The sequence below is a fragment of the Moorella naiadis (nom. illeg.) genome, from assembly GCF_051020825.1.
GTDB lineage: Bacteria > Bacillota > DSM-521 > Neomoorellales > Neomoorellaceae > Neomoorella > Neomoorella naiadis.
Map to the genome: position 1 here is coordinate 245,212 of NZ_JAXGFQ010000001.1, position 12,317 is coordinate 257,528.

At 60.7% G+C, this 12,317-nt stretch carries 15 protein-coding genes and 1 riboswitch; all 15 genes read right to left on the minus strand.

The window, feature by feature from the left end:
* Window positions 1–40: 40 nt before the first annotated feature.
* Entirely contained in the window at window positions 41–526 is a 486-nt protein-coding gene (locus tag SDD30_RS01245) for a flagellar basal body-associated FliL family protein (protein WP_434073101.1), read from the minus strand.
* Window positions 527–658: 132 nt separating this feature from the next.
* Window positions 659–859 (minus strand): flagellar FlbD family protein, encoded by a 201-nt coding sequence (locus SDD30_RS01250; protein ID WP_434073102.1) that lies wholly within the window; start codon window positions 857–859, stop codon window positions 659–661.
* 219 nt (window positions 860–1,078) lie between these two features.
* Window positions 1,079–1,867 carry a flagellar hook-basal body complex protein gene (locus SDD30_RS01255; protein ID WP_434073103.1) on the minus strand — a complete coding sequence of 263 codons (789 nt, stop codon included), beginning with the start codon at window positions 1,865–1,867 and terminating at the stop codon, window positions 1,079–1,081.
* Window positions 1,868–2,107: 240 nt separating this feature from the next.
* Window positions 2,108–2,503, minus strand: a complete 396-nt coding sequence (locus SDD30_RS01260) for a TIGR02530 family flagellar biosynthesis protein (protein ID WP_434073104.1) — start codon at window positions 2,501–2,503, stop codon at window positions 2,108–2,110.
* A gap of 7 nt (window positions 2,504–2,510) precedes the next feature.
* The gene (locus tag SDD30_RS01265) at window positions 2,511–2,945 is read right to left on the minus strand and encodes a flagellar hook capping FlgD N-terminal domain-containing protein (protein WP_434073105.1); all 435 of its coding nucleotides are present in this window, start codon (window positions 2,943–2,945) and stop codon (window positions 2,511–2,513) included.
* A gap of 46 nt (window positions 2,946–2,991) precedes the next feature.
* Window positions 2,992–4,770 (minus strand): flagellar hook-length control protein FliK, encoded by a 1,779-nt coding sequence (locus SDD30_RS01270; protein WP_434073106.1) that lies wholly within the window; start codon window positions 4,768–4,770, stop codon window positions 2,992–2,994.
* A gap of 35 nt (window positions 4,771–4,805) precedes the next feature.
* Complete coding sequence (gene fliJ, locus SDD30_RS01275; RefSeq protein ID WP_434073107.1) at window positions 4,806–5,240, minus strand: flagellar export protein FliJ; 435 nt, start codon at window positions 5,238–5,240, stop codon at window positions 4,806–4,808.
* Between the two features lie 95 nt (window positions 5,241–5,335).
* Entirely contained in the window at window positions 5,336–6,646 is a 1,311-nt protein-coding gene (gene fliI, locus SDD30_RS01280) for a flagellar protein export ATPase FliI (protein ID WP_434073108.1), read from the minus strand.
* A complete protein-coding gene (locus SDD30_RS01285; protein WP_434073109.1) occupies window positions 6,643–7,485 on the minus strand; it encodes a FliH/SctL family protein in 843 nt (280 codons plus the stop codon). Before SDD30_RS01285 ends, fliI begins: the two co-directional genes overlap by 4 nt.
* Window positions 7,475–8,485, minus strand: a complete 1,011-nt coding sequence (gene fliG / locus SDD30_RS01290; RefSeq protein WP_434073110.1) for a flagellar motor switch protein FliG — start codon at window positions 8,483–8,485, stop codon at window positions 7,475–7,477. Before fliG ends, SDD30_RS01285 begins: the two co-directional genes overlap by 11 nt.
* Window positions 8,486–8,496: 11 nt before the next feature.
* Complete coding sequence (gene fliF, locus SDD30_RS01295) at window positions 8,497–10,086, minus strand: flagellar basal-body MS-ring/collar protein FliF (protein ID WP_434073111.1); 1,590 nt, start codon at window positions 10,084–10,086, stop codon at window positions 8,497–8,499.
* 40 nt (window positions 10,087–10,126) lie between these two features.
* A complete protein-coding gene (fliE, locus tag SDD30_RS01300) occupies window positions 10,127–10,438 on the minus strand; it encodes a flagellar hook-basal body complex protein FliE (RefSeq protein ID WP_434073112.1) in 312 nt (103 codons plus the stop codon).
* A 41-nt stretch (window positions 10,439–10,479) separates the two neighbouring features.
* Complete coding sequence (gene flgC / locus SDD30_RS01305; protein WP_434073113.1) at window positions 10,480–10,935, minus strand: flagellar basal body rod protein FlgC; 456 nt, start codon at window positions 10,933–10,935, stop codon at window positions 10,480–10,482.
* A 124-nt stretch (window positions 10,936–11,059) separates the two neighbouring features.
* Window positions 11,060–11,452, minus strand: coding sequence for a flagellar basal body rod protein FlgB (gene flgB, locus SDD30_RS01310; RefSeq protein ID WP_434073130.1), 393 nt, complete (start codon window positions 11,450–11,452; stop codon window positions 11,060–11,062).
* Window positions 11,453–11,615: 163 nt separating this feature from the next.
* Window positions 11,616–11,763, minus strand: a riboswitch (cyclic di-GMP riboswitch).
* A gap of 174 nt (window positions 11,764–11,937) precedes the next feature.
* Window positions 11,938–12,132, minus strand: coding sequence for an AbrB/MazE/SpoVT family DNA-binding domain-containing protein (locus SDD30_RS01315; RefSeq protein ID WP_434073114.1), 195 nt, complete (start codon window positions 12,130–12,132; stop codon window positions 11,938–11,940).
* Window positions 12,133–12,317 lie beyond the last annotated feature (185 nt).

Here is a 12,317-nt window from a genome sequence, read left to right on the forward strand (position 1 = left end):
CCGCATAATCGCAGCACCGGGTTAAACAGCTCAGATGACCCTACTGGACCAGGAACTCCTCGAAATAAAGGGCCTTGACCTGGCCGCTGCTCAACTGGGCGTTGATAGCCGTCAGCAGTTCCCGCTTTAAGGCTTCCTCATTCTGCAGGTCGTCGGTCTTTTTGCTCCGCAGGACGGAGATAACTGTGTCCTTGATGCGGTAGAGCTTTTCGCCCAGCTCCGTCGCCAGCTTGGGGTCGCTATATTCCAGGGTAATCTTGGTCCGCAGGTAGCGGTGCAGGCCCGGGTCGGCCAGGTTGACGACGATGCTGTCCAGGCTCTGCTGCTGCATGCTCACCTGCGAGGCGCTGGCCGCCGGCGCTGCATTACCGCGGCTGCTGTTGCTGAAGAAAAAGGTATAAACATAACCGCCGCTTAGAAGCAGGACCACCAGCAGTAACACGATAGTCAACAACTGCTGGCCGCGGCCTTCCTTGGGCTCCACCACCTTTTCTACGGTCTTTTCTGCTGTTTCTCTAGGGGGCACTCTAATACACCTCTTTCCCGTTGGTCTGCTGGGTTATTGGTCATCCCCAGGAGTAATACTACGCGCCGGTTTTCCGCTCTATGTTCGACCAGCATCTACCTGCCAGTCACGATGCCGCAAACTCTACTTCACCTAATCCCGGAGTTCGACCGGCTGGAGAATCCGGCGCCGGTAAGCGATTACTAGTTCCACAATCTCCGCCGCCGTCTGGGTCACCAGGATCTTTTTGCCGCTGGTCAGGGTTATAACCGTTTCGGGGACGCTTTCGATGCGCTCAATGAGTTCCGCATTAAGGACCATTTCCCGCTTATCCAGGGTAGTGACCTTGATCATAGCTCTACCGCCCCCTATATGTAATGAAGTGAGAGGTAACCAAGGGGAGCACCACTCATTCTTCTACGCCTGCTTCCGGTGTGTCGACCTCCGGAGATAACTCCCACGGGTTCTACCAAGTAGCGGCTCAATACCGGCGGGACAGGTCACCGGCAAAGCCCGTGCCGGTAACCCGCCCTCGCTAGTTAAACTCCATTCAATCGGTTTTTGCCTACATAACTATCGCTTCAGGTTAACCAGCTCCTGGAGCATCTGGTCGGAGGTGGTGATGGTCCGGGCGTTGGCCTGGAAGCCGCGCTCGGTGATGATCATATCGGTAAACTCCTGGGCCAGGTCGACGTTGGACATCTCCAGGGCCGAGGGGATGATGGTGGTGTTGGGAAAATTCGTGCTGCCGGCAACATCTTTTGTGGCCGTACCTGCACTGGCACTATCAATATACAAGTTACTACCCACTTTAACTAATCCAGAAGGATTACTAAATCTAGCTAATTGTATTTGGTTTATAGGAGTTGTACTACCGTTTTTATATACATTTCCATACTTATCAATACTATAGCTGGTAGCGTCTGTTCCAATATTAATGTCCCCACTACTTCCTTGAACAATAAAACCATCCGGGGTAACAAGGTTGCCGCTATTATCAAAATGAAAGTTGCCAGCACGGGTGTAATAGATCTTTCCACTTGAATCCTTTACCTGAAAGAACCCATCACCTTGAATCATCAGGTCCGTACCGTTACCGGTGGAAGCTGCAGCGCCCTGGGTTTGGACCACATCGATGCTTCCCATGGTAACGCCTAAACCTATTTGCTGGGGATTGGTTCCGCCAGTTCCTGCACCACCGGCCGAGCCGCCGCGCAGGGTCTGGTAGAAGACGTCCTTAAAGGTTACGGTGCTACGCTTAAAGCCTACGGTATTGACATTGGCGATGTTGTCGCCGATGACGTCCATGCGGGTCTGGTGGGTACGTAATCCGGATACTCCGGAATAAAGGGAACGCATCATGGTTAAATTCCCCCTTTCCTGGTGGGCCGCCTCGGTCAATCGGCGGCCGGCAGGCCTCCCCTTAGGGGTCCGGCCCTGGTAAAAAGGCAACTCGCAAAACGCCATCTTTAGCTTCAGCCATGCAGCCTGGCAGCCACCATCCTCCGGCTGCCGGTAGCGGGCTAAGGAAGCGCTGGCTCACCATTCAGAGTCTCATGGTCGGTTGCCATGGCCGCTACAGCGGACAAAAGTGACGCTTGCTTAGAGCAAAACGGCGCTGTCGATGTTGGTAAAGACGTTCTCCCGCAGATCCTGCCTGTTAGCTGCGGTGATAACCGTGCGGTTTTTAACGCTGACCACCAGGGCCAGGTCGTCCAGCAGGACCAGGGACTCCCGCGCTCCTTTACCAGCGGCGTTGGCGACGCCCTGCTCCAGGCGGGCCATTTGCTGCGGCGAGAGGGTTATCTGCCGGCTCTCTAGGCGCTCGCTGGCGTGGCGGGAGAATTTTAGGCCCGCCATCTGCTCCTGAAGGACGGCCTGGAAACCTCCGGGTGGCTCCAGGCTTTTAGCCGGCCGCTCGCCCGAGCGTCTGCTAGGGGCTGTCCCGGGCAGCGGCGCCTGCAAGGGCGTCAACCCGCGCCAATTAATGCCGCTCAACCAAAAATCACCTACCTGCAGGTGCAGCCGGGCCGACCTCCGTCACGGCGCTCAAGGGCACCTGCTGCCCGTTGACTGTCAACATGGCCCCGTCCCCGTTCAAGTTGACCTTTTCTACCGTGCCCTGCAGGGTCTGATCGTTTACTTTGGCAGTTACTTCTTTGCCGATTAAAGATACCGCCTGCAGGGTCATGGCTGCCTGCAGTTCCTGCTGGACCCGGTTAAAACTATCGTTCAGGTTGTTCATTTGTTCCAGGGCGCTGAACTGGGCCATCTGGGCGATGAAGTCGGTATTGCTCATGGGGCTTAGGGGATCCTGATTTTCCAGCTGGGCTGCCAAGAGTTTCAGGAAATCGTCTTTGCCCAGGCCCTTGGTGGGTGCCGTGGCCGTTGCTCCCGTAGTTCCCTGGCTGGCCGTCGCCATTACGCTGCTGACGTTCATGTAAATACCCCCTTCCACAAGGTACTCGCTACACTGCCAAAACATTTCAGGCCAGGTAGTTCAAGTGGTAATTGCCGGTAGTGTCCCTGGTTATAGCGGCCTCCGGCCACAGCGGTGACTGGGGCTGCCGGCCGCTGTCCTGGTGATAGCCTCCATTGCTGCCGTTCTGGTGTTCCCCCGCCTGGCCGTCACCGCCGACCTGGACCTGAACCTGGTCCAGCCGTAAACCCTGGCCGGCTACGGCCTGGCGCATCTCCGGCACCGCCGCCTGGAGGGCCCGGGCAGCCTCGCCGCTTTCCACCAGCAGGTGGAGGTTTATCCGGCCCCCCTCCAGGGAAGCCCGCAACTTCAGGCTCCCCAGGTTCTCCGGCTGCAGCTGGAGCTCTAGTTCCCGCTGGCTGCCAGTACGGGCCAGGCGGGCCGCCGTTAAAGCGCTGGCGATGACCTCCGGTAGGTTGGTCACCCCGGCCGTCTGGCCGTTAGCCGGCAGGTTATTGCCCTCCAGCACAGCCGTGAAACTCACCGGTCCCGCCGTAGTCTGGCTGTTGTCCGTAACCCCGGAGCCGCTGCCGTGGAGGATCCCCCCTGGCTCCTGGTGGCTGGCGGAACCCCGGTTGCCGGCGCTACTACCGGCTGTCCCCGCCTGGCCGGCTGCTATTGCTGCGCCCTGGTTAGCCACTCCGGGTGCCGCTAAGGGGCCGTCCTTCATAGCCAGCTGGCTGCCGGGAATTAAGGTTTGACTACCTGCGGCGGTGTCGGCCTTACCAGTACTGCCGGGATTAGTGGTATTCCCGGGACTGCCGGCCCTTTCGTTCCCGGCCTGCGTAACGCCAGCATTAACAGTGCTTGCTCCGTGCCTGGCTGCCAGCACTGGTTGTCCGGCTTTAGCGCCGGCTTTAGCCGCTGCGCCTGCTATGCGGGCTTCCTCTCCTTTGGCGGTGGCCGAGTTCAGGCCGTTTCTAGCCCTATTCCCAGCTACGGCTTGTTGCTCTCCTGGCCGGCCGGCTCCCGCTGCCGACGTTGGGGTTTGGCCGTCCAGGCCTGCCTTGCCAAGGGTGGGTTTTCCGGCCGCTTCCGGCTGACGGCCGGCCGCGGATGGCGTCCCTGGGGCTCCGGGGTCGGCCTGCTTCCCGGCCGTCCCGTTCAGATCGTCGCTGTTGTCGACCTGCCCGGTAGTGCCGTGCCTTTTAGTGCCAGGTGTCCCGGCTTTACCGGCTGAACTTACAGTAGCCGGGGATTTGCTGCTACTAGTTGCCGCTTTCTGGTCTGCAGGGGCAGCGCCGCTGGTGCCATCGGAGCCGGCAGCTTTTCCTTTGTCGTCACCATTTTTCCCGGCTTGGCCAACCTGGTCGGCAGCTGGCTTCTGGCCCTCATTTCCCCCGAGATCACCGGCCTGGCTGGATGCCTTCTCCCCGGCGGAGGCAGGCTGCGCCTCGCCGGCCCGGGTACCCTGTGTAGCTGCTACTTCTTCCCGGCCCCGGGACCCGGCCGCTATGGTTTGTTCATCACTGCCGTCATAGCGATTGCTCAGGCCATTAAGCCGGCTCCAGGCGCCGGCTTCCGGGCGGGAATAGGCTTCTTCTCCCGGTTTAGGTGCGGAGCGGTCCGGCCCATATCCTCCAAGTTGGAAATCGGGCAGCCGGTATGACGGTTCCCCATAGGCCGCCGCCAGGCCGCCAGCCGGCATGAATGAAGAGGCCTGCTGCAGGAGACCTGCCAGGAGGGAACCGAAGTCTCCGGCTCCTTCCCCGTATCGGCCCCGGCTGCGAGCTGCCAGCAAGGGGAAGCTGGTATTGTTAGTTCTTACCAACGATTCCACGGTCATGATTTCACCTCCTTTCGCCGAAAAATATGGTGCGGCTACTCCTTCATTCCCCGGAAGTAGCGGTTACCGGCCGTTTCATCAATCTGCTTCTGCTCTTCATGGGTCACAACGTACCGGTAGGCCTGGAGCTGGCGTTCCCGCAGGCGGTCCAGGACCTTGCGCTCCTGCATGGCCTCCTGGACCTGGTCCCGCCGCTTGTTGACAACCTGGCTCACCCGGGCCACCTCTGCCTGCTGGCCGGCGATGCGGCCGTCCAGGGCCTCGATATAGGTGGCTTCCCGGAGGAGATCCGCCCCGGCCACGGCACCCCGGATCACCGGGCAGCCGGCGCGCATCTCCCGGTAACGGTTCAGGCAGGCCTCGGCTTCCTCCTGGCGGCACCGGGCCTCGGCCAGTTGCAGCTTGAGCTGTTTTTCCAGGGAGCTCCGGTAGGCGCGCACCTTCTCGAGGGAAAACTGAAAACGAGCCATGGGTTACCCCTTTCTACCTGGAAATTTACCGCCCAGGCCGCCGGGCGGCAGCAGCAGAAGGATGGAAAGGATGGAAATGTGTAACAAGGGTGCGTCTAGCTAAAAATCCCCGCCATGGTCGCCAGGGTGGCGTTATAGTCGGAGTATTCATCCTTGCCCTGGCGCAGGAAGGACTGGATAGCGTCGTAGTGTTTCAGGGCCGCGTCCACCCGCGGGTTAGAGCCTGCCTGGTAGGCACCGATTTCAATCAAATCAGCCGCTTCTTCATAGGCCGCCAGGAGGTCCCGCAGCCGGCCGGCCTGCTCCCACTGCTCCGCGGAGGTAATCTCCGGCATGAGACGACTGATGCTCTGGAGGACGTCAATGGCCGGGTAGTGGTTCCGGGCCGCCAGCTTACGGGTCAGGACGATGTGGCCGTCCAGGAGGCCGCGGACGGTATCGGCCACGGGCTCGTTCATGTCGTCGCCTTCCACCAGGACTGTATACAGTCCGGTAATAGAGCCGGCTTCGCTGTTGCCGGCCCGTTCCACCAGTTTGGGCAGGGAGGCGAAGACCGAAGGGGTATAGCCCCGGGTCGTAGGTGGTTCGCCGATGGCCAGGCCCACCTCCCGCTGGGCGATGGCGAAACGGGTGAGGGAGTCCATCATCAGCAGGACGTTCTGCCCCTGGTCGCGGAAGTACTCGGCTATGGCTGTGGCGGTAAAGGCGCCCTTGATCCGCACTAGGGCCGGCTGGTCGGAGGTGGCGGCGACGACGATTGACCGCGCCAGGCCATCGGGCCCCAGGTCGCCCTCGATAAAGTCCCGCACCTCCCGGCCGCGCTCGCCGATAAGGGCGATGACGTTGATATCGGCGGTGCTGTGGCGGGCAATCATCCCCAGGAGGGTGCTCTTGCCCACGCCGCTGCCGGCGAAGATGCCTACCCGTTGGCCGCAGCCGCAGGTCAGGAGGGCGTCGATGGCCTTGACCCCCGTGGCCAGAACCTCTTTGATCCGCCGCCGGGAGAGGGGGTTGGGCGGCCGGTTATTGACCGGCTGGGGATCACCCCCCACCAGGAGAGTGCCGTCCAGGGAGCGGCCCAAGCCGTCCAAAACCCGGCCCAGGAACCCGGCGCCCACGTGGATGTAGTGGCCGCGGCCGGTGGCTATAACCCGGCAGCCGGGACCGATGCCCTCCAATTCCCCCAGGGGCATCAGGAGGGTCACTTCCTCCCGGAAACCAACTACCTCGGCCACAATGGGACCCGAGCCGTTGTTGTAAATCTGGCAGAGTTCGCCGACGGCCGCCTTCAGGCCCCGGCACTCAATGGTCAAGCCCGTCACCCGGGTGACCTTGCCACCCCGGCGCCAGAGGCTGGCTCCGGCCAGGCGCTCTTTGTAAGGGGTCAAATCTGGTGCCAGGCTCACGGCCGTTCACCTTCCCTGTAAAGCCTTTCCTCCGCTGACGGCAGCTCTTGAGCTGCCTTGTGATCCGCCCGCAGGATCTGCTTCACTTCTGCCAGCTGGGTGTCGACACTGGCATCGATAAAACCGTTTTCCGTTTCGATCCGGCAACCCCCGGCCTTAAACCCGGGGTCGGCCACCACCTGGAGCCGGGCACCGGGGGCCGCCTCGGCCAGGAGTTCCTGGCGGTGCTCGCGGATGACCTCAGCGGCGTCCGGGGCGGCGTAAATCGTGTAATGCTGGCCTTCGGCCACCTGGCGGATGGCCGGGCGGGCGATCTCCAGGATCAGGTCGGGCCGTAGCTCTATCTCCCGGCCGATGATCCGGGCGGCGATGGTCTGGGCCAGGTCGATGATCGCTCCTTCGACGGCGGTGATGGTTTCCTGGTAGTTCCGCTGCGCTTCCGCCAGGACCTGGCGGGCCTCCTGCCGCAGGGTATCCGCTTCCCGGCGGATGGCGGCGGCCTCCTCTTCCGCCCGGGCCAGGCCCTCCTGGTAGCCCTGTTCTTGGCCGGCGGCCCGGCCTTCAGCCAGGACCTCCTCCCGCTCCGCCAGGGTTCTGGCCTTAATCTCCTCTGCTTCCTGGCGGGCCCGTGCTAAGATGGCAGCAGCCTCTTCCCGGACGGCGGCCACCTGCGCCCGGGCCACGGCCGTCTGGTCTTCAGCTAAAGTGGGTTCCGCAGCCGCCTCCCCCAGTTCGGCAGGTGCGGTTGCTTGCGGCGGCGGCACCAGTTTCAGGACCCGCAAGGGAATAACCCTTTCCTCCCTGACAGGCCTGGCTTCTTTCAGCACCCTACACCACAATGGCGTCTTCGCCTCCCCGGGCGATGATAATCTCGCCGGCTTCGTCTAAACGGCGGATAATCTGGACAATGCGCTGCTGGGCCTCTTCCACGTCCCGCAGGCGCGCCGGGCCCATGTACTCGATGTCCTCTTTGAGCATTTCCCCGGCCCGCTTGGAGAGGTTGCGGTAGATGCGGCTGGCCACATCTTCGCTGGCCGCCTTGAGGGCCAGGGCCAGGTCTTTAAGGTCAACCTCCCGCAGCACCCGCCGGATGGAGTTGTCGTCCAGGGTAAGGATATCCTCAAAGACAAACATGCGCTTCCTGATCTCGTCGGCCAGTTCGGGGTCGTCCTGCTCCAGGGATTCCAGAATGGTTCTCTCTGTGCCCCGGTCGGCCCGGTTCAGAATGTCGACCAAACTCTTGACCCCGCCGGCGACGGCGAAGTCTTGGTCGACCACCGAGGACAGGCGCTGCTCGAGGATGCCCTCCAGCTCGCGCACCGTCTCCGGCGAGGTCCGTTCCATAATGGCGATCCGCTTGGCCACGTCGGCCTGTAGCTGGTCGGGGAGGGCGCCCAGGACCACCGAGGCCTGCTCCGGTTCCAGATAGGCCAGGATAAGGGCGATGGTCTGGGGGTGCTCGTTATAGATGAAGTTGACCAGCTGCTTGGGGTCGGCCTTGCGAATCATATTAAAGGGGCGAATCTTGGAGGTGGCCAGGAGCTTTTTGATAATCTCCGCCGCCCGGGCCGGGCCGACGGCTTTCTCCAAGACCTCCCGGGCGTACTTGATGCCCCCCTGGAGCATAAACTGCTGGGCGTCGTTGAGCTCCAGAAACTCGTCGATTATCTGCTGCTTGGTCGTCGGGTCAACGGAAGTCGTGTTGGCTATTTGGTAGGTAATGCGCTCGATGTCTTCCTGGCCCATCTGTTTTAGGATCAGAGATGACAGCTCCGGGCCGACGGTAATTAGGAAAATAGCTGCCTTCTCCAGCCCGGTCAGGGCCTTTTGCTTCGCCAATCAAGCCACCTCTAATCCTCGGCCAGCCAGGCCCGGAGTAATAAAGCCACATCCTCCGGCCGCTGGCGAATGATCTCTTGCAGCCGCTCTTGTTTGGCCTTGCGCTGGGCTTCCTGGCGCTGCTTTTCCGGGTCCTCCGGTGATACCGGCTCCACAGGTTGCAGGGGTTCCACCTCCAGGGGTTCTACCGGTACGCCGGCCGGCAGGGGCTCGGTAGCCAACAGGGGCTCTGCCGCAGCCACTTGGCGCCGGCGCCGCACCAAGAGAACGATAAGGGTCAACAGCAGGGCCAGGGCCACCAGCCCTACCGTACCCCAGAGGAGGTACCGGCGCAGCATCTGCTGGCGCTGCTGCAGAGCAGCCTGGTCGGCGGCCATCTGCTGCTGCAGGGAGTTGTCAAAGGGCAAGCTGGTAACGTTAATCTGGTCACCCCGGGTCGGCTGGTACCCCACGGCGGCGCTGACGATCTGCTGGATCTGGGCATTCACAGCCGGGGTCACCGGGCCGTTGACGGCCACGGAGGTGGATAGGCGCCGCACCTGCCCGGGGGCGACGACGGTATGGGTGTCGGTTTTATCCAGCTCGTAGTTGTGGACGGTATCACTCGTGTTATAGTTGCCGGTGGCGGGGTTGACGGCCTGGTAGACGGGGGGCTGGTTGTTGGCCGGCGTCCCCGCAGCGCCGGCGGCGCCACCGCCGGTAGTCCCCTGGCTGGTTTTAATCTGCTCGCTCCGGAGGGCCCCCTGCTTGCCCCAGGTAGTCTGGTTGATTTCCTGCTGGTCGAAGTTCAGGTCGGCCGTCACCATGGCCACGGCCTTCCCTGGCCCCAGGATCTGGGTAAGCATGGACTGCAGCCGCTGCTCCAGGTCCTTTTCGTACTGTCGCTTCAGCTCCATTTGGGTCTGCTGCTTCTGGCCGATGGGGGCGGTCTGGCTGTCGGCGAGGCCGTCGCTCAAGACATTACCGTACATATCAATGACGCGGATGTTTTCCAGTTTCAAGCCGGCCACGCTGGCGGCGATCAACTCCATGATACCCTTCACTTGCTCCGGCTTCAGCCGGGCCAGGGGCTTCAGCTTCAGGACGACGGCCGCTGAGGGGGGCTGCTGTTCCTTGAGGAAAACGCTGGGCTGGGGGATGACCAGGTGTACCCGGGCGTCTTCGACTTCATTCAAGGTTATAATAGTGCGCCGCAGTTCCTCCTGTAGCGCCCGCTGGTAGTCCAGGTTGCGCTCAAAGTCCGTCATCCCCAGTTTATTCTGATCAAATAGTTCAAAACCCTGACCGCTGTTCAGGACCCCGGCGCTGGCCAGATCCAAACGCAGCTGGTAAAGCTGGTCTTTGGGCACCTCAATGGTGGTACCGTCACCCGTCAGGCGGTAGGGCACCTTCATTTCTTTCAATTTGGCCGTGACGGCCGCGGCGTCCTGTTGCTGCATGTTGGCGAAAAGGGGCGCGTACTGGGGCCTGGCCAGCCACTGCACCAAAAAGACGGCGGCCGCCAGGGCGGCGATCACCACCGCCAGCAGGGCCGAACGTTTCGCCGGGGTGAGATCCTGCCAGAAGGTTTTTAACTTGTCGCGGATGTCGGCAATCTTCATGCTGGGCTCCCTGCGGTTATATATTGTATTTAGTTATGGTTTAAACCTGCATACGGGAGATCTCCTGGTAAGCCTCGACCGCCTTGTTACGTACTTGCATGGCCAGTTGCAGGGAGAGATTGGCCTGCTCCAGAGCCAGCATGACCTGATGGACGTCCTGGACCTGGCCGGCCAGATACTCCTGGGTCAGGGCGTCGGCCTGCTGCTGCAGGCTGTTCAGTTCGCCCAGCTTCTGCCGCAGGAGATCGCTGAAGGAACGGGCCACGGCCTCAGTACCGCCGGGGGATGGCGCCGCCTGCCGGGTCTCCTGGAGGGGCGCCGGCATCAATAGGGATACGGGGTTAACGAGCATAGGAATATTACCTCCGACTGAAAGTAGGATGGGATGACAATCTAGCGACCGATCTCGAGGGCCTTCAAGGTCATGGCCTTGGCGGCGTTTAAAGCTGTCACGTTAGCCTCGTAGGCCCGGCTGGCGGTGATCATGTCCACCATTTCGTTGACGATGTTGATATTGGGCAAATGAACATAGCCATTGGCATCGGCGTCCGGGTGGGACGGGTCGTAGACCAGGCGCGGCGGGGAGTTATCCTCGGCGATGACCGCCACTTCCACGCCTCGGCCGGGAGCTTGGTCGGGCGGCGATCCGGCCACCGGCCCGGTTCCTGGACCTGACCCCATAGCTTCCCGCAGCTTCTCGGCGAAAATTGGCACCTGCCGCCGGTAAGGGCCGCCCCGGGGCGTGCGGGTGGTATTAATGTTGGCCAGGTTGTTGGCGATGAGATCCAGGCGCAATCGCTCCGCCGTGAGGCCGGAGGAACTGATGGCTAAGGCAGGCAGTAACTCCAATCTTTCTCCCTCCCGAGGTTTATCGCCTAACGAAGACACAGGCTAACGGTCCCAACTGTTCATAACAGCAAGGGGTTACGTTAGCGCCCTTGCGGGATCCCCATTGATTAAAGGTTTGCCTTTCCTAACGGCGGCCCTCGTTAATCACATAACGCAGCATGGCCAGGCGGGTATTGAGCTGCTGGGCGGCAAAGTTGAAATTCAGGCTGTTCTGAGCCAGATCCACCATCTCCCGGTCGATGTCGACGTTATTACCGTCCTCGCGCATGGTAGTGGTGTTGTCTTGGATAACTTGAGGATTGAGGTCCCCGCCTCCCACCGGCAGGTGATAGGGGTTGGTCCGGTAGAGGGGTAAATCCGGTTCCAGTCCCAGGGCCTGGCGGAGCTGTCCCTCAAAGGACACCTCATAACGTTTAAAGCCGGGGGTATTAACGTTGGCGATATTATGGGCAATGGTCCGCTGGCGCAGGGTGGCCGCGTCCAAAGATTTTTCCAGGACGTACATGGCCGGCGTCATGAACACCTAAATTACCCCCTTTTTCCGGAAAAATCGAGCTGATTCTCCAACAGTTAACACTTTAGCATTTCCATGGGAATTTTGGTATCAGACTAAAGGCCCAAATTTTCCTAGGACTAAGGTCCTATAAAAAATGCCCGTTCCCGGGCAATATAAAACCGGTAACGGCAGCCTGGCAATCTTAGTCCGCCCGCCCGGCAACTACCGCAGGGACCCCCGGTTTAACCGAAGGTGCCCTCTGCCTGGCGTTGCGGACCTTAGACCCATGGCTTTGCGCGCGTCCCCTTTCAGGGAGCTTGCCCTTGACGCTCCTGGTAAGAAAGTTTTACCTTGGCTACTTGCGGTATTTATTCAACACATTTTGCCAAATTCCTGCACGAAGAGAGAAATTTAACCAAAAAAATAAAGAGCCGTTCATAGGGACGGCCCTGGTTCCGACAAGTTAATCAAGTACTGAGTCATAAGCAAAGTAAAATAAAAGGGCGCTATTTCACCAGGCTAACCCTGGCCGGTTCCTCCGGATACTCCTCCAGCAGCAGGCGCCGCAAGACAACCGTATCCCCCCGCACCTCCACGGCCATATGGTCGCCGGTCTCCCAGCCCAGCTGCCGCCGGATATCCTTGGGGATCACCACCTGCCCCCGGCTGGACAATTTAGTAATCTCGACTTGCCTGCCCATGAAAAATTTTCCTCTCCCCGCCCCGTTTTCTGTTCAATGCGCCAGCAGCACCAAAAAGGCTGCGGAGATTCCCATCTACCATAATTTCCGTACTTGTTTTCCATGCTATGATTCTGGTGCAAGAACCCCAAAATAACTAACTCATGCCAGGTACGCAATCGCTCTTTGACATCAAAAATGGCATT